This window comes from Stagnihabitans sp. (assembly GCF_964946895.1).
The window spans coordinates 136642-155307 of record NZ_CBBQHX010000002.1 but is presented as its reverse complement, the minus strand read 5'-3'; the positions used below and the strand labels follow the sequence as shown (position 1 = coordinate 155307).

Genomic DNA, 18666 nt, shown 5'->3' with positions numbered 1-18666 from the left:
AAATAGCCCAGCAACGAAGGCAGAATGATGGCCCACACCCCCACCTCCGCCCGTCATCAGCCCGCCGTTCTGGCGTTGGCCCCCGGCATCACCCCGATCAGCCCGGAGGACGAGGCCGCCCTGATCGACCTTTACCGCCGGGGGACCCCCGCCAATACCCTGCGCGCCTGGGAACGGGATCTGGCCTACATCACCGCCTGGAAGGCCGCGACCTTCGGCACCGCCCTGTCCTGGCCCGAGGAGGAGCGGGTGGCGCTGCGCTTTGTGCTGGACCATTCGGTGGACCTCACCCTTCAACGCGGCCCGGCGCAGGACGCGGCGATGGAGCTGATCGCCCGCGGCCTGCGCGTCTCGCTGGCTTGCCCTGCCCCGGCGACGTTGGACCGCAGGATCGCCTCGTGGCGGGCGTTTCACCGGATGCGCAACCTGCCCTCGCCCTTCGCAGCGCCACAGGTTGCCGCCGCCCGCCAGAAATCCCGCCACGCCAATGCCGCCCCCCGCCAGCCGAAATCGCCCCGGCCCGTGACCCGCGAGGTGCTGGAACGGTTGCTGGCGACCTGTGATGACAGTCTGCGTGGCCTGCGCGACCGGGCCATTCTGATGCTGGGCTTCGGCACCGGTGGCCGCCGCCGCTCGGAACTGACCACACTGTGCCGCGAGGATATCGGGACCGAGGATTTCGCAGCCAAGGGCCTGATCTGGGTCCGCCTTCTGGAAACCAAGACCACCCGCAAGGCACAAGCGCCGCGCTTGCCGCTGAAGGGTCGGGCCGCGCGCGCCGTGATGGGCTGGATCGCGGCGGCAGAGGTCAGCAAGGGCCCGCTGTTCCGCCCGGTTTCCACCGCTGACCGCGCCCTGCCCCGCCAGATGGCCCCTGACGCCATCCGCCACATCCTGCGCCACCGGCTTGGCCTTGCCGGTCTGCCGCTGGATTATGCCACGCCGCACGGCCTGCGCTCGGGCTTTCTCACGCAGGCCGCGCTGGATGACGCGCCCTTGGCGGCGGCGATGAAACTGTCGCTGCACCGTTCGGCCATTCAGGCGCAGAAATACTACGCCGATGTCGAAATCACCGAGAACCCGGCGACTGACCTGCTGGGTTAACCCCGATCCAGCACGGCAAAGAACGCCTCCACCGCCGCCTCCAGCCTTGCGCGTTCGATGACCGAGAAGTCGGTATCCAGCCGCAACTCCACCTTCCCGGGCGAGGCGGTACAGCGCAACTCCCCCTCGGGCCGGGACAGGCGCAGGCTGGTCTTGCCCCGGCTGACCGGCCTGCCGCGCGCCGGAGTTCCCCGCGGGGAAATCGGCGGCGCCACCGGGGTCTCCATCACATGAAGCAGCAGCGCGGTTTCCTCGTCGGCGTTGCGGTCCGGAAGGGTGCGCAGGGCCTGCACCATCTGCGCGGCACTGCCGGGATCCACCTCGATGCGCTGCGCCAGAGCCAGGCCAAGGCTGCGGGAAATCGCTTCGGGGTGCTCCAGGTACTTTTCCAGATGCCCCATCAGATAGGCAAAGCGCCGGATGTAGCTGCGCTTTTGCGGGTTGGCCGAGGCGTAAAGCATGTTCACCGCCTGATCGAGATCCTCGCAGCCGCCGACCCGGTCCTCCGCATAGGCCCGCGCCAGACGCGCCATCTCGGCCCAGGAGATGTCCTTGCGCACCAGGTTTTCATCCACCATGCGGCGGTAAAGCCCATCCAGCGTTTCGCCCACTGGCATCAGCGACGCCGGAATCGCGGCAAAGCGCGGATCGCCGGTTTGGTCCAGCAAGGCCTTGAACGCCGAAAGCCGCCGCCAGCCCTGAACCAGCTCGTAGCCGCCCCGGCTGTCGGGCTCGACCAGAATCGGGTTGGACAGGCCCACGGCAAGGATCGAAGCCTTGAGGTCGTCGAGCTGCGGATCCAGCCGGCGCGAACGGTCGCGCAGCAGCTTGCCGACATGGATGGCGTCCAGCGGGATCAGATCGGTGATCAACCCCAGCTTCTTCAACCGCACGAATTCATGGGCCAGCGCGTCATTCTCGGCCCTGATCTCGGCCTCAACTTCGGCGCGTTGGCGGTTGGCCACGGCACTTTCGCCAATGGCCGTGGCCATCGGCCCGCGACGGTGCGCGGCCCCCATCGACTTCACCTCCAGATCGGGCGGCAGGTCGCTGGCCAGATCGGGCCCCGCGTCCGGCAGGTCGATGTCGAACATCCGGCGTTTCTTGGTCATGCCGCGTCCTCCAGCTTGGCCCAGGCGGCCAGCACATGGGTCTTGAACTCTTCATAGGCGGTGTCGAAGGTCGTGCGCGCCCTTCGCCAGGTTTCCCGCGTCATGTCGCGGTAGTCGATTTCGTAGATCGATGACAGGAAGCGCCCGGATTGTTCCACGGCGCGGGTGTGCTCGATCGGGTTCTGGGTCATTCTTTCGCCAAAAACCTTGCCAAAAGCATCGCGCATCGCACGGTGCAGATCGTTGCCCGGTTCATAGCGGGTCAGAAGGAAGCGCACGTCGAGGAATTCTTTCGGCAGCCGCGATTTCCCCGCCGGGAAATCCGCGCCGAAGTCCTTCAGGTCGGCCAGCGCCTCCGCCAACTGACCGATGAACGAGGTGGTGCTGTCATATTCCCAATAGCCGGGGCCGGAGGGGATATACAGCACGTCGGCCGCAAAGACCGCGTTCATCGACTGATAGCCGATGGCCGGCGGGCAATCGAAGATCACCATGTCATAGGCATCATCGGGCAGCGCATCGAGCCAGCGCGACACGGCGGCAAAGAAGCTCCAGTCCGGGGCGAGGTGGCGGTACTGGGCCGAGGCGAATTCGACGAAGGCGGCGTTGGCGCAGGATGGCACAAGGTCAATGGTCGGCCACGAGGTTGGGCGGATGAAGTCGTTGACGCGAAACTCTCCAAGCCCGGTGTCCGAGATGGAGGCGGGCAGGCGGCGCGGCGCCACTTGCTTGCCCGTCTCGGCCCCGGCGGCGCGGGCATTCATCCGCGCGGTCTCGCGGATCAGATCGCGGGCCATGATGCCCCAGACGGTGTGCTCCTCGGACACATCCGACAGGCCCATCGAATGCGACAGCGTGGCTTGCGGGTCAAAGTCCACCGCCAGCACCCGGTAGCCATCCAGCGCCGCCGCATGGGCGAAATGCAGCGCCACGGTAGACTTGCCGGCACCGCCCTTGAAGTTCGCCACCGCGACCCGGATCGCCCGCTTGCCCTTGGGCCGCTCGGGTTGCAGGCTTTGACGGTTGATCTTCATCTTGCGGCGCAACTCGTTGATCTCTTCCAGCGAGAACCAGCGCTGCCGGCCGTCCGCCTCGATTTCCCCGCCGGGAAGTCCGGGCTCGCTGACCAGGCGACCGCGGAAGGTGTTCTGGTTGACGCGGAAGATCAGCTCTGACACCTCCCACGAGGAAAAGCGGCGCAGCACCTTTTCATTGGCAGGCGAGAAGGTCTGCTTCCTGATCCAACCCTGCATCTTCAGCGAACTGTCCTGCAGTGCCTGCAGATCTTTGTAGCCGTACATCGGTTTCCTCAACGCAAATTCTGATCTAAACGCGGATTACGCCGGATTTGACATTTTCGCAAACAAGAAGTGTAGTGGAGCACGATTTCCCTGCGGGGAAAGCCCGGCAACGCCAAACGCCAGCACTGCAAGGCAAACGGGCAGGGCAGATGATTCGGAAGGCGCGACAGCGTCGGGGGAAGGCCTCCAGATCTTGGGGGGACATGCTGACGACCTCACCAGCGATTGGGGGGACATTTCTGGGCGATGGGGTGACAGACTGGGTGTCCCCCAATACCATTGAACCTAATCTTTCAGATCTGAAACGATTTGCAGAACAGCCGCCCAGACGGCAGCCTTGACAGAATCGAAACACTCAACGTAAATCAGCCCACGGGTCGGAAAAGCGTTGGGTCATTCAGAAACCACACCGCCCCAAGCAGCCAAGGGGCAGGCAGATGCGGACAGTTAAGGCAGCCGGGCCGAATGCCGCGGCGATCAAATATGACGTCCTGACCGCCTTGGGGGTTCATGCCTGCGCCCAAGGCAAAGACCTGCAACGGCTGGTGTTGCGCTTCATCACCCTGATCGTCGCCCGCTACAACTGGACGGTTGACAGCCTGACCGTCGGGCAGCGCGAAATTGCGGCGCTGTGGTCGATCGACGAACGATCCGTCAAGCGCGAGATGGCCAAGCTGCGCGCCTTGGGCTGGCTGGAGGTCAAGCGTCCGGCCGCGCGGGGCAGGGTGGCGGAATATGCTTTGGGGCTGGCGGCGATCCTGATCGCGACGCGACCGGATTGGACACGCGTTGGCCCGGATTTCGACAGCCGTCTGTCGGGTCCGGAGGCGGCACCTGTATCGCCCAGCAATGTCATCGCCTTTCCCGCACCTGCGGCAGGGCAGGGGGTTTGGGCCCGGGTTCAGACCATGCTGCATGGCAGGGATCAGCATCTGTACCGCAGCTGGTTCGCCGCCGTCACGGCAGAAGACCCGACCGATGGCATCTTGCGTCTGGTGGCCCCAAGCCGGTTTCACGCAACCTATCTGTCAACCAACCACGCCGACGCGCTGCTGCGCCTTGCCGCAGGGTGTGACCCCAGCATCCACCGGATCGAAATCCTCGGTCCTGCCGAGGTTTAGCGCAGGCTTGGCTCAGGCGTTGAGGCCCAGAACATCAAGCCAGCCGGTGTGGGTGTTGTCATCCAGGAAGGGCTGGGCTGCTGACTTCGGCACCGTACGGACAAACGTCGTGGGATGTTGCACGACATTGGAGACGGTCGGGCCCGGAGGACTGTCACGGTGCAGTTGGGCACCTTTCAGTTCGGCCGACTCGACACGGGACGCTACCATCGCTGACTCTCCAGACCTTCGCGTGAAATCGAGACGATTTCCGCCGGTGATGGTGGTACGGGCAATGAAGGGTCAAATCCATAAATCATGCGCATCGGTGTCGTGCTCTGGTGGGACCCGACGTGCCATTTTAGAGACGATGGCCGGGTATTGGATATCGAAGGGATATAACCTCCACGCCTTTGCGCGCGCTGATGGGATAACAGGACAGCCGGGGCGAGAAAGATGGGGTGCCGAGGTGGTCGGTGCTTGGGAGCGGCAAATATGATCAGAGCCGCGCTGAACGCCCGCAGGGTACGGATTTTCGTTGGCCCGGCCGGACCCGGCCTTGGCCGCCCACGCCAGGCCTTGGCCGCTTGCGCCTTTCGATGCCGGGAAGAGTTAAAAATGCGCCATCGAAAGAGATTTGCAATCGAAAGATATATTAACCCGCCAGCCTTGGTGCTTTCTGACAGGGGCGGAGCGTGTTAGGCGTGGTCCGCAAAAGAACGCGGGAAAGCTGTCGGGGCAGACATGGCGACGATCCGGTCAGATATTCAATTCAATCAAGATGGTATAAGCTTCAGCCTTATCCTGGGCGGAGTCATAAACTATACTTTTGCGAATGATCACAATGTCAGCTGGCATGGCACGACCTATCGCGACAACTACAACCTGATCTATTCGGACGCGGTGCCAGAGTTCACCGCCCAGCTGTTCGGCCCCTCGATCTATGTCAACTCGACCGGGGCGATCACCGGCGGGGTTGTGAATGGCTTTGGCGAGTCGGTCTGGACCGGCACGCTGTGGTCTCCGACCTGGACGATGACGGGGGTCGACGTGGATGCGGCGCAGCTTTACGCAGCGACGCTGACCACAACGCTGACCGATGACGCCGACGTTCTTGCGCAGTGCTTTGCAGGCGACGACACCTTTGTGCTGTCGGCCTTTGACGATCTGGCGCGCGGTGACTATGGCAACGACAACTTGCAGGGTCTGGCCGGCAACGACACGCTTTATGGCGGGCATGGCGCGGATACGCTGGATGGCGGGACCGGGGCTGACAGTCTGATCGGCGGGGCGGGCGCGGATGTCTACATCGTTGACGATGTCGGCGATGTGATTGTCGAAGCGGCTTCGGAAGGCACGGATACGGTGCGCGCGTCGCTGAGCTATACGCTGACGGCCAATCTTGAAAACCTGACACTGACAGGCAGCGCCGAGATCAGCGGGACGGGCAATGAGCTGGACAACCTGCTGACGGGCAATGCAGCGGCCAATACCCTGACCGGGGGCGACGGCAATGACACGCTGGTGGGCGGCGATGGCAATGATCTGCTGATCGGGGGCAACGGCGTCGATCTGGCCTCGTATGACGGGGCGACGTCGGGGGTGACGGTCAGCCTTGCCGTGACCGGGGCGCAAAACACCGGCGGCGCCGGGACCGACACGCTGACGACGATCGAGGGGCTGGTCGGGTCGGCGTTCAATGACAGTCTGACGGGCGACGACGGGGCCAATGCCCTGTCTGGCGGCGACGGCAACGACACGCTGAGCGGCGGCGATGGCAGCGACACGCTGACCGGGGGCGCCGGTGTGGATACGGTGACCTATGCCGATGCCTTGGCCGGGGTCACCGTCAGCCTGGCCTTGACGGCTGCGCAGAACACGGTCGGGGCCGGGATTGACACGCTGGCCACGCTGGAGAATCTGATCGGCTCGGCCTTTGACGATGCGCTGACCGGAACCTTGGGCGCGAACCGGATCGAGGCCGGAGCGGGAAATGATACGGTCGATGGCGGGGCAGGGGCGGATACGCTTCTGGGCGGCGAGGGCGACGATCTGTTCATCCTCGGCTCTGTTGCCGATTTTGCGACCGGAGAGATGATCACCGGCGGCAGCGGCACAGACACGCTGCGCTTTGCCGCGACCGCTGCCGGCACGCTGGTTCTGACCGCAAATGTGACGGTGGAACGTGTCGAGATCGGGACCGGCACGGCGGCCTTGGCGGTGACGGCGGGCAACCTGGCCTTGAACGTCAACGCCGCCGCACTGCTGAACGGCGTGACGCTGGTTGGCAACGATGCGGCCAATGCGCTGACCGGAACGGCTTTTGCCGATACGCTGGACGGTGGTGCGGGCAATGACACGCTGACCGGCGGGGCCGGGGCGGATGTCTTTGTGGTGGGGGCCGGGGTCGACAAGATCACCGATCTGCGCGGCACCGAGGGTCTGACAGTTGCCGAAGGCGCCACGGCCAATGCCACGCTGGCCGCCGCCTGGACGGCCACGGCAGCGAGCAGCAATGACGGTACGGCCAATCTGACCTCAGCCGGATTTGCAGTGGACGTGTCGGCGGTGACCCAAGGCTCGGCTGGCTTCAAGATCACCAACACCGGGTCGTCGGCGCTGTTCACCGGGTCGGGCTTTGCCGACAGCCTGACGGGGGGTTCGGGTGCGGACACGCTTCTGGGCGGGGCTGGCGATGACACGCTGGTGGGCGGCGCAGGCAATGACCGGCTGACCGGTGGCGCGGACAATGACATGTTCACGGTGGGTGCCGGCACCGATACGATCACCGACCTTGGCGCGGGGGATGCCCTGACGGTGTTCGCCGGGGCCGTGGCGAAGGCAACACTTGCGGCGGCCTGGACCGTGACGGCGGCGACCAGCAATGCCGGGGTGGTGAACCTGACGACCAATGGTCTGGCGGTCAACCTTGCGGCGGCCAGCGGAACCGCGGGCTATACCGTCACCAACACCGGCGATGCGACAACCCTGACCGGATCGGGCTTTGCCGACAGCCTGACGGGTGGCACCGGTGCGGACACGCTTTTGGGCGGCGCAGGCAGTGACACGCTGAACGGCGGTCTGGGCAATGACGTGCTGACCGGCGGGTCGGGCAGCGACACATTCACCGTAGGCGCCGGCACCGACACGATCACCGACCTGGGCGGCGGCGATATCCTGACCGTGGCTGCCGGGGCGGTGGCCAATGCCACGGTGACTGCTGCCTGGACGGCCGGCGTTGGCACCAGCATTGCTGGCGTGCTGAACCTGACGACCCTTGGGATGGCCGTGAACTTGTCTGGGGTCAGCGGCGGCACAACGGGGATTTCGGTCACCAACACGGGCGGTGCGGCGATCCTGACCGGCTCGGCCTTTGCGGACACTTTGATCGGTGGCACCGGGGCTGACATGTTTGTGGCCGGGGCGGGCAACGACAGTCTGACTGGCGGCGCGGGCAATGACTTCTTCGCCGTGACCGCAGGAACCGATGTCATCACCGACCTTGGCGAGTCCGATGTGCTGGTGGTCAGTGCCGGGGCCAAGGCGGTGGCCACGCTGGCCGGAACCTGGACGGCCACCAATGCCAGCGTGAATGGCGGCATCGTCGTGCTGACCACGGCTGGCCATGCGATGGACCTGACCGCGGCGGCCGGGCCACACGGCTATGCGGTGACCAACACGGGCGACGCGACAACGATCCTGGGGTCGGGGTCTGCCGATACGTTGGTGGGCGGAACCGGGGCCGATACCCTGAGCGGCGGGGGCGGCAACGACAGTCTGACCGGCGGGGCAGGGGCCGACCAGTTCACTGTGGCCAGCGGCACCGACACGATCACCGATCTGGGTCTTGGCGGCGCCGATGCGCTGGCGGTCGGCTTTGGTGCCACGGCGCTTGTCACGCTGGCGGCGGACTGGACGGCGACGGTTGGCACCGCCAATGGCGGAACCGCCGCGTTGACGACGAATGGCTTTGCCGTGGATCTGACCGCAGTGACCGGCGGGACCATGGGTTTCACGGTGACCAACACCGGCACGGCCACCACGCTGACAGGCTCGGCCTGGGGGGATGTGCTGCTGGGGGGCGTCGGGCATGACACGCTGTCAGGCGGCGGCGGCAATGACGCGATAAGCGGCGGGTTGGGCAACGACAGCCTGACCGGCGGCGCGGGCAATGACATCCTGTCCGGCGGTGCCGGCAATGACAGCTTCGTCGTGGATGCCGGAACCGACCGCGTCACCGACCTTGGCGGCGGCGATCTGCTGTCGGTCAGTGATGGGGCCACGGCAGTCGTCACACTTGGCGCCGCCTGGACCGCGACCAGCGCCAGCAGTAATGCCGGAACCGCGACCCTTTCAACCGCCGGTTTCGCCGTGAACCTGAGTGCGGCCAGCGGTCCGGTGGGCTTCGGCCTGACCAACACCGGAAGCGGGACGACGCTGACCGGCTCTGCCTTCGCCGATACGCTGGTGGGGGGCAGTGGGCAGGACATCCTGCTGGGCGGCGCGGGGGACGACAATCTGACCGGCAGTGCCGGCAATGACACGCTGACCGGCGGAAACGGGGCGGATACCTTTGTGTTCAACGTGCTGACCGGCGTCGATCATGTGACCGACTTCACCTCGGGGACGGATCACATTGCCTTGGCCAGATCGGTGCTGACCGCAGTGGGCCCGGTTGGGGCCCTGACGGCCGATGCCTTCTGGAGCGGGACTGCCGCGCATGATGCCAGCGACCGGGTGATCTACAACGCGGCCACCGGGGCGCTGTTCTATGACGCCGACGGAACCGGCTCCAAGGCCGCCGTGCAGATCGCCGTGCTGGATGGCCATCCGGCGCTGGCCTATACGGATGTCTTGATCTGGTAGACAGGGGCTGTGCCGACCGCTGTGGCAGCGGCTGGCGCGGCGGGATCACACCTTGCGCGCGATGGACAGGCGGGCCGGAGCGGCGGGATCAACCGCGGTCAGGCGGGAGCGGAGGATGCGGCCAAGGTCTGCGGTGAAAAGCTGGCCATATCCGCCCGGCACGAAATCAACGCTGGCGCCGTCAGGATAGGCGGCTGCGATCTTTGCCGAGGGCTCGGTCCGGGCGAAGGGATTGAGGTGGCTGTCCTGCCCGAACAGAAGGGCCACCTTGCCCGGCAAGGGCGGGAACTTCGGCTCCTCCATCAGGAACACCAGTGCCACCTCGCGGCCATTCTGGCGCAGGCGGTTGGTCATTGCGATGGCAAGGGTCGCGGCCTGACAGTTGCCGCCGATCATCAAGGGACCTTCGGGCTGGAATTCCCGGATCTCGGCCACATAGCTGTCGGCCAGTAGCGCGACATGGGCGTCGGAATAGTCCATGACCAAATGGCCCGAACGCATGCCGACGACGGGCCGGTTCGGACCGATATGGCGGGCAAGGGCCTGAAGCTCGTCGTATCCCTGCAGGCACCAGAACAGCGGATGCTGCTGCCCGCTGGTATTCTTGGCAAACAGCAGTCCATCGGGGTGCAGTTGATCGCCTGTCCAGGTCTGCAGGAAGGCGCGCTGACGGTCCAAAAAGCGCAGTTGGTCGGCGTTTGCCGTGCCCGCCCGATCAAGCCGGGCGGCGAACCGGCGCAGCGTGGGCGCGTGAAACAGCGCGGACAGGTCGACCTGAACTTCGGTTGCGGCCTCGATCGCCAAGGCCAGACGCAGGGCTGCAAGGGAATCGACGGCCAGATCGCGGAACAGGTCATCGTCGCGCCCGATTGCGGCAAGGCCCAGTTCGGCGCACCAGATCGGGGCCAGACTGCGCTCGGTCGCGGTCAGGGGCGCTTCGTGGTGGCGCGCAATCGTCAGGAGCCGGCCGGACAGGCGCGCCGCTGCCGGGCGATCCACCTTGCCGCCCGGCAACGTGGGAAACTGATTGACCACGACAAAGCGCGCCGGGATCATCGGCACCGGCAGGTCCCGCAGCAACCCCTCGCGCAGGGACCTTGCGTCAACGACGGCATCTGGCTGCAGCAGAATATGGGCCACCAGATGCGGATCCCCGTCTGCGCCTTTCGACACGACCGCCGCAGCGATGCCGTTCTGCCGCAACAGCGTGGCTTCGATTTCGCCGGGTTCGATCCGCAACCCTCGGATCTTGATCTGATGATCGGCGCGACCGATGTATTCGATCACCCCGTCCGGCCGCATCCGCGCCAGATCCCCGGTGCGGTACAGGCGGTCGCAGCGCAGTTCGGGGAAGGGGTTCGGAAGGAAGACGGCGTCCGTCGCTGCCGGATCGTTCAGATAGCCAAGGCCAACGCAGACGCCGCCCAGATACAAGTCCCCCACCGTCCCAAGCGGCGCGGGATCCGAGCCTGACAGGACAATCGCCCGCACATTCGCGAAGGGCCGACCCAGAGGGATGGGGTTTTCGTCTTCATCCGGCAGGATGTGAAAGATTGTTCCGATCGATGTCTCGGTCGGGCCGTAACTGTTGACCAAGATCACCTTCGGCAACAGCCGTTTGAGACTTTGGCTGTCGGCAGGGCGCATGGCCTCGCCTCCAATGAGGAGAAGGCGCAGGCAGTCCAGTGCTGCGGCACCCTGCTGCACCAGATGCGCCACCAGATCGGCGAAAATCGCCGGCACAAAATCGGTCACCGTCACCGCGTGATCCTCGATCAGCCGACACAAGGCCGAGGGAGACACCGCCTGTTCGCGCGCGGGGATGACCGTTGCGCCGCCCGAGATCAGCGGCCAGAAGAATTGCCAGACCAGCGAATCCACGGTTGGGGCCGCGGTGCTGAGCACGGTGTCTTCGGCCGGGGAACCGAAGGCGTGGGTCATGGCCAGCAGGCGGTTGACGATGCCGCGATGGGCGTTGACGGCGCCTTTGGGCTGCCCGGTCGATCCAGAGGTGAAGATGCAGAAGATCGGGTCATCCAGCGCGACGATCCGGTCGGGCGCGCCGGGGTCCTTGGTGCCGGTCAAGGCATCGGTTGCCGACAGGCTGCCGTCGGGCGCAGGTCCGGCCACGATCAGCGGGGCCGGACCCAGACGGGCCCGCAGCGCGTCGACGCGAGTCTGGGGCCAATCGGGCGAAAGCGGCACGAAGGCGCTGCCGCATTTCATCACCGCGAGTTCAGCGATCAGCATTTCGACCGACGGCTGCAGGCGCAGGGGAACGAAGTGACCTGCCGCGACACCCCGCGCGATCAGGGCCGCGGCCAGACGGTTCGACGCCGCGTCAATCTCGGCATAGGTATAGACCGCCTCGGGCAGCACGACGGCGATGCGGTCGGGGGTCAGGGCCGCCTGACGCGACACCAGAACATGCAGCGGCGCCATCTCGGGGAAGGACACATCCGTTGCGTTGAAGGGGCCCAGAATTTGGCGACGGTGGCTGTCGGGCAAAGTGCTGAAGACGGACAGCGGCAGGTCGGGCTGGGCCAGCGCCTGAGCCAGAAGACTGTGATACTGCTTGGAAAGGCTGCTGGCGGTTTCGGTCCGCAAGGCTTGGTCGCGCCAACGCCAGATCAGGTGGAACGTCGCGCCAACCTCTTGGATCTGCACGGCAAGATCGCGATCCTGAAAGGGAGGATGGATTGTTCCGTCCGTGGTTCGCAGGCTGCCATCCTGACGCTGAAGCGCCTTGGGGCGGCGCGTGAAGGCAATTCCCGTCACCCCGGCCCGAACCGTCTCTGCCGGCACACCTGCGGCCTGAAGGGCGTGCCGGTAGGGCAGGTATTCATGGGTCACGGCCAGATCGACCTCGCCATGGATGTGGCGGGCCAGAGCGGCCAGAGATGTCGAGGCCTCGACCCGGGCCGATAGCAGGGCGGTGTTCACAAGGTACCCGATGCTGTGGCGGAAGGCCGGGTCCGGACGGCCTGCCAGCGTGGTGCTGATCAGGACATCTTCGCGCCGGGCATGGCGCGCCATCAGGGCGACGAAGGCCGCCAGCGCCAGTCGGAACGGCGTGGTTCCCAGCTGCCGGGCCACTTGTCGCAACTGTGCCGACAGCGGCTCGGTCAGATCGGCAATGCCGGTTTGGGCCTGGGTGCTGCGAAACCGGCGGATGCCGGTGGCTTCTGACGGCAGGGCCCACGGCTCTGCCACATCCGACAGCTTGTGTCGCGACACCTGACGGGCGGCCTCGGCCTCTGGCCCGGCAAGCCAGTCTGATTGTGCCTGCACCTGCGCCAAGGGCCCGGGCGGCGCGGGCGGCAGTGGCAAGCCGAGTGTCGCATCGACAATCTCGGTGGCGAGGATGGGCCAAGAGGTGCCGTCGATCACCAGATGGTGGAACCCGCACAGCAGCATATGATCCTCGGGGCCCGACCGCACGATCTGGAACCGGAAGAGGGGCCCTGCCGAAAGGTCATAGGGCGCGCTGCCGAAGGCGTTCGAATCGAAAGGGGCATCGCAAAGGTCAAGCACGACGGGGGCCGGCGGCAGGGTTGCGGTTTCCAGATGCCCACCCGCCCAGCGAAAGACGGCCCGAAGCGCATCATGTCTGGCCACGACCTGATGGACTGCCTGTCGCAGCAGGGCCAGATCCAGCGGCCCTTCAAAGCGAAGAGACCATACGAGGTGGAACGTTGCAGACCCATCCGCGGCGTCTGGTGACAGCCACAGGGCTTCTTGCCCAGCTGAGGCGCGTGTGAACCCGTTCATCCAAGGCCCTGTTGCTTCGGTGCGACACCGCTAGACAGCAAAACCCCAAGGCCTTCAAGGCAAGTCGCCGGGAAGTCTCGAAAGAGAGCGTCCTGCGGCCTGCGGGATCCGGTAGGGCAGGGGGGTGGCGGGCGATGTCGGTCCGGGGTGTCAGCGGGGTGTCACGGCAGTCCCACCTTTGCACATCGATCGGCTTTCTATATGGTCCCGCACTGTTCCCCATGACCAGCGAGCCCAGATGACTCCGCAGAGCGCCCTTGATCAAACCATACCCGTCTGGCGGTCAGATATCCAAGCGGGGCGCTATGCCGATGCCAGCCGCGCGTTGCGAGACCACCTGAGGACCAATCCCTCGGACACAGGGGCGCAGACAGAACTTGCCCTGTCGCTGGTCTTGGCCGGTGCATTTCGCGAGGCCCTGTCCGTCGCGGCCAAAGTGGTGGCAGAGCATCCCAGCAATATCGATGCCGGGCTGTGTCTGAGCCGTGCCCTGATGGAGTTGGGCTTCGAAACGGAAGCCCGCGCACAAATGTCGGCCTTGGTTGCGCTTGGGTGTCCCGCCCTTCACATGGCCTTGCTGCAGATGCGTATGGACGAGCTGGCAGATCGCTTCGACGCGGTGCTGATGAAAGCCGGTGATCTGCTCAGACAGGACGCAATGTCTGCCGATGCCTGGCTTATTCTGAACCGCGCTTTCCTGACTTATGAAAGGAACGGCTCGGGCGAGCGGATGAACACGCTGGTGCAACGTTTCGGACTGGGTGGACACCGTCTGATGCCCAGACTGGCAGATGCCCCACAAGACATTGACCTTCTGGTGGTCTGCGATGGTCGTGATGCGGTTTTCCCGCTGGATGGATTTGGCGGGCCGGGTCTGCAGGATATTTCCACGGTTCGGCTGATCGGGCGAAAGCCCGCGCTGACGCGGGCAATTCGCGAGGCGCACCTGGCCGGCATCCCGCGGCTGGCCATCCATCCGGTCCGCGCGCAGGAAACCTTGGGAGCTGCGCTGAACGCGGTGTTTTCTGCGGTGCCCAACGCGCATTTCGGGCTCATGACCACGGATGTGCTTGCCAGCGGACATCACCTGCGCGCGTTGTCGAAAGACCTTTCGGCAGCCCCCCTTGCCGGCATGGCCACGGCGCTGAACATGGCCGTCCGCCCGCAGGATTACGAAAGCGACCCGTTCCGTGATGGCGCGCGCCATGCGGTGACCGCCCTGTCGGTGATCTGCGCGGATCTTGCGGCAAACCCTGCCACCGTCGCGGGATTTGTGCCATTCGCCCGTTCCGGACTTTCGGTGATTTGCCGCCAGAGTTTCCTGTCGGGCGGCGGCTTCGATCTGGCATTGGACGATCTGGAGACCCTGTTGGCCGACTTCAGCCTTCGCCTGACAACCGCGGGTGTCGGGCTTGTGCAAAGCGGCAAGGTCGTGGTCGGCAGGCCAAGGGTTGAACCGCAGGGCAATCCGGCTTTGGCCAGACTTGCAGGCATTCACACGCCAGACAAGCTTCTGCTGGCAGATCTTCTGGTGCGGCATTCCCGACAGGTTCGCGTTGCGACCGCGATCGTTGGCCGGGGACGTGTCTATGCCTGAACCTGTGGCTGGTGCGCCGAGCTGCTGAGCAGGGAAAGTTCCTCGGCCAGAAGTTCGATGCGGCTGCCAACCTGACGCTGCAGCGAATAGACATCGCGTGCCGTACGTGCGCCCATCTCGCCGATCTGCCGCAAGAGATGCGGCGCGGCCCTGAGCTGGACGATCCGCTGCACAACCTCGTCAACATCTCGGCGGATCAGGATCAAGTCCTGGCCGTCGGTGAAGTGGATGTTCATCCCGAGCGGATCGGTGCACAGCAAGGCCGTTTCGCACAGCATGGCATCCGAGCCGCAGCCGGTGGGAAACCCATCAAAGGCCCCGGGCCCCAAGATGAACGGTTCATTGGCCAACAGGATCAGATCCTTGTCTTGGTAGAAGGTTCTGAACCAGCTTTGATCCTGCGCACCGTAAAAGCGGATGCGGCCCTCTAGCCCGTCAATCGGCAGGTCGGTTTCGGCAAATCCGCCGGCCACGTGGAACATCGCTTCCGGGCATGTCGAGGCAAGCCTGCGGGCGACATCAAGGAAGACGTCATAGCCCTTGTCGCGGCCACTTGGCATGTATTTGTGTGCGGTGAAACAGATGTCGAGGGTTTCCTTGCCATAGCCGAAGCGGGCTTTTGCCTTGGTCAAAGGGGCAAGGGTCGGTGCCGGGGTTACGACGCCATAGATCAGCGCAATGCGGTCCGCCGCACAAAGCCCCTTCTCGATCAGATAGTTGCGGACGAAAACCTGCGTCACGATGACCCGCCGGAACATCGGGCTGGAGAACACGTCCCTGAGCCGGCTGTCCGAAACAGCATCATTCACCAGAAATCCGCCGCCCGGATAGAGGGTGAAGACGAACGGCACCTGATCGCGTTCGAAGGTCTTCAGGTGCCGCCAAGCGTTCGAGGCAAATATCGTGTAGGCCAGCTTCGCCCGCAGCGGTTCGCTGTCACGATAGCGGACAATGCGCCCCTGCAGCTCTGGGTGGTGCCTGTTGTGGGCGGCAATCGCGCGTTCGAGGCTTTGGAAGGGGCGAAAGAATTCACAGGCTTCCCCGGTTGCATAGACGGAAGCTGCCGAAAAGGTTTCAAGATAGGCTGTCAGCTCTTCCATCCTGAAGCCGGATTGGGGATGTGGGAAGGCTTCATCCAGAATGATCAGCGCGCCTTCGGCAGCCGGTTCCTTGTCCAGTTCAGCCCAGATGCGGCTGCGGAAACGATTGAACTCGGCAGAATGCCGATAGCCCGTCGCAAGGTCTGCCTGACTGGCGATGGTCAGGGACTGCAGGTTCTTTTCCTGCGATGATCGGGATGTCCAGATACCACCGGAATGCTGCCGGTACGCCGCCATCGGGCGCGGCATATAACCGATCCTGCCGGCTTGCGAGACCATCATGTCGAACGGCCAATCGCATCCCGGCAGGGTGAAAAGCCACTCTGGTTCGCGATGGATAGCCGTGGCGCGAAACATGCAGGAGGCTGTGGCGATGTAGTCCCCTGACGCAAGATCCTTGGTTTGGGTTTCGGGCGGGACCTCTGTCAGAAGCAGTGCGCCCAAGGCACCGGTTTCATCGGTCTTCCAGACATTGTGGCAGGAAATGACATGGTCTTCTTGCGCTTCAAGGAATGCGACCTGACGGGCAAGTTTGCTGGGATCGGTCCAGAAATCATCCCCTTCCAGCATTGCAACATATTTGCCTTTGCACGCAAAGCAGGTTCGCAGGTAGTTCCGCACGGCGCCAAGACGTTCGCCATGCCGGACCCTGCGGATCACGCCGGGATGCTGGCGCGCGTAGGTGTCTATGATTTCTGCGGTTCGATCGCTGGAGCCATCGTCGCTGATCACGAGTTCAAACGAAAAGGCGGTCCTTTGCGCAAGCACGCTTTCAATGGCCTGTGCGATGAATTTCTCTTGGTTATAGGCGATCATCGAGACGGAAACCAAAGGCAGGGGCGGTCGTGCGCCTGACATCAGCGCCAAGGCCTGCGCTTCGTGAGCCAAGCACAGGCCATTGAGGGTGGCCAACTGGTCCGGGGCTACGCCGGGCCCGGCGAAGATCGCATAGGTTTGCGTTTTGAACACCAGCGTCATGCAGCGCGCCGCTTCATCGAAGGCGGGCTGCACCGATGGCCAATCTATGTCATCCAGAACAAGAATGCCTTTGGACGACAGTCTTGGCAGGTGGAGTGCAAGGTCGCGCAGGACTTCGGGCGTGTCGTGGTTGCCATCGACATGCAACATGTCGAACGTCAGGGCCAAAGCATCAAGAAGTTCGGCCGCTTCTTCAGAGGTATGCCGAAGAAGGGTCGAAGCCTCTGTCAACCCGAACCGCTGTTGTCGTTTCACCACATTGCGGAAGACGGCTTCATAATCGCAGGTGCCGATGAACGCATCGACAATCGTGGCAATCGGCGCAGGCATCTGACGCTGGCGGGCGGCATCGGTGCGGTAGGGATCTATGCCGTAGGAATGCCCGCCGCGCGCGGCAAAAGAAGACGCCAGCGGAAAGAAGCTTCGCCCATGCCAGACACCGATTTCCAGATAATGGCGCAAGTCCAGAAAGCTGGCGACGGCCGCCATGACCGCCAGCTTGTCATAGGGGCTTCCGCCGCCGGTGTCGCCGGGTATGGCGGATGCGACCCAGAACAGCCGGGGCGTCACAAGTGGGCGCGGGAGGGAAACGTTCGTCATGGCGCGAATTCCAGATAGGGCAGAAGCGCTTCCAGAACCGTGTCGACCTGCGCATCGGACATCGTATCGAACAACGGCAGCGACAGGATCCTGCCGGCGACGGATTCGGTGGCATCCAGTGGCATGGGGTTCGGAATGTCGGCGAAGTAGGGTTGCTGGTGCAAGGCCGGTGAAAAGTACTTGCCCAAGGCGATGCCCTGATCTGACAACTTGGCCACGATCGCATCCCGCCGGTTCAGGCCCGGGTCCTGCGCGCAGAGCAGGGGCAGGAATTGATAGACCGGCCGTTGCGCCGTGCAGCGTTGCAACAGCGCTGCGGGCAGGTGCCTGACATACCGGTCGACCAGCGCCTGCCGCCGGCTGACCACGTCCGAAAACCGCGCCAGCTGCGATATCGCCTGTGCAGCAGCATATTCGCTCATCTTTGCGTTCAAACCGGGCAGGGTTGCGGTCCTTGGCTCTGTAAAGCCGAAATTCGACATGGCGCGCAGATTGGCGATGGTCTTGTCGTCATTGCTGTAGATCAGCCCGCCTTCACCCGTCGAAAAGATCTTGGTGGCATGCAACGAATAGACAATCGGAAGCGGCTGGGCCGCACCGAATTGCCGCCCGGCGCTGTCACGGCTGCCTAGGCTGGGTGCGGCGTCCACGACCACCGGAATTCCGGTGCGCGCCCGGATTGACAGGTAGCGGCCAAGATCAAGTGCGTTGCCAAAGGTCGCATAGGGGACAATCACCGCGATTTCGTCGGCGTGGGTGTTCAGCAGGTCCGCTTCCTGCGCCGCACAAGGCAACCATGTCTGCGGATCGATGTCGCAGAACAAAGGGGTCAATCCGGCCCAGATCGCCGCATGCGCGGTCGCCGCGAAGGTGAAGGACGGCATCAGCGCATAACGGCGCCCGGCGGTCTTGTGGCTGTGGACGGCCTCTTTGATGGCCAGCATCAAGCCGATGGTCGCATTGTTGACCGTGAGCACGGAACCGCTGCCGCCAAAGACCTGCTCGGCCATTTCCGCTTCGAAGCGCCGGACCATGGGTCCGAAATTCGTGAAGCTGCCAGACTGGTCAATCTCGGCAAAGAGGCCGCGACAGTCTTCCAGCCGGGGCGGGGAGGGCTTCTGGAGCGGAATGAGCATT

10 protein-coding genes are annotated in these 18666 nt (G+C 64.4%); 4 read left to right on the top strand and 6 right to left on the bottom strand.

What is annotated here, in order from left to right; all coding sequences use genetic code 11:
• The first annotated feature begins 27 nt into the window (after positions 1 to 27).
• Positions 28 to 1104 (top strand): tyrosine-type recombinase/integrase, encoded by a 1077-nt coding sequence (locus tag AC1Y2B_RS02215; RefSeq protein WP_482251418.1) that lies wholly within the window; start codon positions 28 to 30, stop codon positions 1102 to 1104.
• On the opposite strand, the gene AC1Y2B_RS02210 is transcribed toward AC1Y2B_RS02215, so the two are convergent.
• Together AC1Y2B_RS02210 and AC1Y2B_RS02205 are read right to left on the bottom strand one after the other, a co-directional pair.
• Positions 1101 to 2216: a ParB/RepB/Spo0J family partition protein gene (locus AC1Y2B_RS02210; protein WP_482251417.1), complete on the bottom strand. Its 1116-nt coding sequence runs from the start codon at positions 2214 to 2216 to the stop codon at positions 1101 to 1103. The genes AC1Y2B_RS02215 and AC1Y2B_RS02210 overlap by 4 nt on opposite strands.
• The gene (locus AC1Y2B_RS02205; protein ID WP_482251416.1) at positions 2213 to 3517 is read right to left on the bottom strand and encodes an AAA family ATPase; all 1305 of its coding nucleotides are present in this window, start codon (positions 3515 to 3517) and stop codon (positions 2213 to 2215) included. The genes AC1Y2B_RS02210 and AC1Y2B_RS02205 overlap by 4 nt, the downstream gene beginning before the upstream one ends.
• A 437-nt stretch (positions 3518 to 3954) precedes the next feature.
• Here AC1Y2B_RS02205 and AC1Y2B_RS02200 point away from each other — a divergent pair, with 437 nt between their 5' ends.
• The gene (locus AC1Y2B_RS02200) at positions 3955 to 4638 is read left to right on the top strand and encodes a hypothetical protein (protein WP_482251415.1); all 684 of its coding nucleotides are present in this window, start codon (positions 3955 to 3957) and stop codon (positions 4636 to 4638) included.
• A 12-nt stretch (positions 4639 to 4650) separates the two neighbouring features.
• Here the strand turns inward: AC1Y2B_RS02200 and AC1Y2B_RS02195 are convergent, their stop codons facing one another.
• Entirely contained in the window at positions 4651 to 4848 is a 198-nt protein-coding gene (locus AC1Y2B_RS02195; RefSeq protein WP_482251414.1) for a hypothetical protein, read from the bottom strand.
• A gap of 513 nt (positions 4849 to 5361) precedes the next feature.
• Between AC1Y2B_RS02195 and AC1Y2B_RS02190 the strand changes: the two genes are divergently transcribed.
• The gene (locus AC1Y2B_RS02190) at positions 5362 to 9483 is read left to right on the top strand and encodes a beta strand repeat-containing protein (protein ID WP_482251413.1); all 4122 of its coding nucleotides are present in this window, start codon (positions 5362 to 5364) and stop codon (positions 9481 to 9483) included.
• Between the two features lie 45 nt (positions 9484 to 9528).
• Here AC1Y2B_RS02190 and AC1Y2B_RS02185 read toward each other — a convergent pair whose 3' ends face one another.
• Positions 9529 to 13254 (bottom strand): non-ribosomal peptide synthetase, encoded by a 3726-nt coding sequence (locus AC1Y2B_RS02185; RefSeq protein WP_482251412.1) that lies wholly within the window; start codon positions 13252 to 13254, stop codon positions 9529 to 9531.
• A 238-nt stretch (positions 13255 to 13492) separates the two neighbouring features.
• Here AC1Y2B_RS02185 and AC1Y2B_RS02180 point away from each other — a divergent pair, with 238 nt between their 5' ends.
• Positions 13493 to 14851 (top strand): tetratricopeptide repeat protein, encoded by a 1359-nt coding sequence (locus tag AC1Y2B_RS02180; RefSeq protein ID WP_482251411.1) that lies wholly within the window; start codon positions 13493 to 13495, stop codon positions 14849 to 14851.
• Here the strand turns inward: AC1Y2B_RS02180 and AC1Y2B_RS02175 are convergent.
• The gene (locus AC1Y2B_RS02175; RefSeq protein WP_482251410.1) at positions 14842 to 17529 is read right to left on the bottom strand and encodes a glycosyltransferase; all 2688 of its coding nucleotides are present in this window, start codon (positions 17527 to 17529) and stop codon (positions 14842 to 14844) included. The two genes, AC1Y2B_RS02180 and AC1Y2B_RS02175, sit on opposite strands and share 10 nt — an antisense overlap.
• A complete protein-coding gene (locus AC1Y2B_RS02170) occupies positions 17526 to 18665 on the bottom strand; it encodes a DegT/DnrJ/EryC1/StrS family aminotransferase (protein ID WP_482251409.1) in 1140 nt (379 codons plus the stop codon). Before AC1Y2B_RS02170 ends, AC1Y2B_RS02175 begins: the two co-directional genes overlap by 4 nt.
• Between the last annotated feature and the right edge of the window lies 1 nt (position 18666).

Coding starts and splice junctions, on each gene's coding strand:
- AC1Y2B_RS02215 (WP_482251418.1), top strand. CDS start 28: ATGGCCCACACCCCCACCTCCGCCCGTCATCAGCCCGCCGTTCTGGCG.
- AC1Y2B_RS02210 (WP_482251417.1), bottom strand. CDS start 2,216: ATGACCAAGAAACGCCGGATGTTCGACATCGACCTGCCGGACGCGGGG.
- AC1Y2B_RS02205 (WP_482251416.1), bottom strand. CDS start 3,517: ATGTACGGCTACAAAGATCTGCAGGCACTGCAGGACAGTTCGCTGAAG.
- AC1Y2B_RS02200 (WP_482251415.1), top strand. CDS start 3,955: ATGCGGACAGTTAAGGCAGCCGGGCCGAATGCCGCGGCGATCAAATAT.
- AC1Y2B_RS02195 (WP_482251414.1), bottom strand. CDS start 4,848: ATGGTAGCGTCCCGTGTCGAGTCGGCCGAACTGAAAGGTGCCCAACTG.
- AC1Y2B_RS02190 (WP_482251413.1), top strand. CDS start 5,362: ATGGCGACGATCCGGTCAGATATTCAATTCAATCAAGATGGTATAAGC.
- AC1Y2B_RS02185 (WP_482251412.1), bottom strand. CDS start 13,254: ATGAACGGGTTCACACGCGCCTCAGCTGGGCAAGAAGCCCTGTGGCTG.
- AC1Y2B_RS02180 (WP_482251411.1), top strand. CDS start 13,493: ATGACTCCGCAGAGCGCCCTTGATCAAACCATACCCGTCTGGCGGTCA.
- AC1Y2B_RS02175 (WP_482251410.1), bottom strand. CDS start 17,529: ATGACGAACGTTTCCCTCCCGCGCCCACTTGTGACGCCCCGGCTGTTC.
- AC1Y2B_RS02170 (WP_482251409.1), bottom strand. CDS start 18,665: ATGCTCATTCCGCTCCAGAAGCCCTCCCCGCCCCGGCTGGAAGACTGT.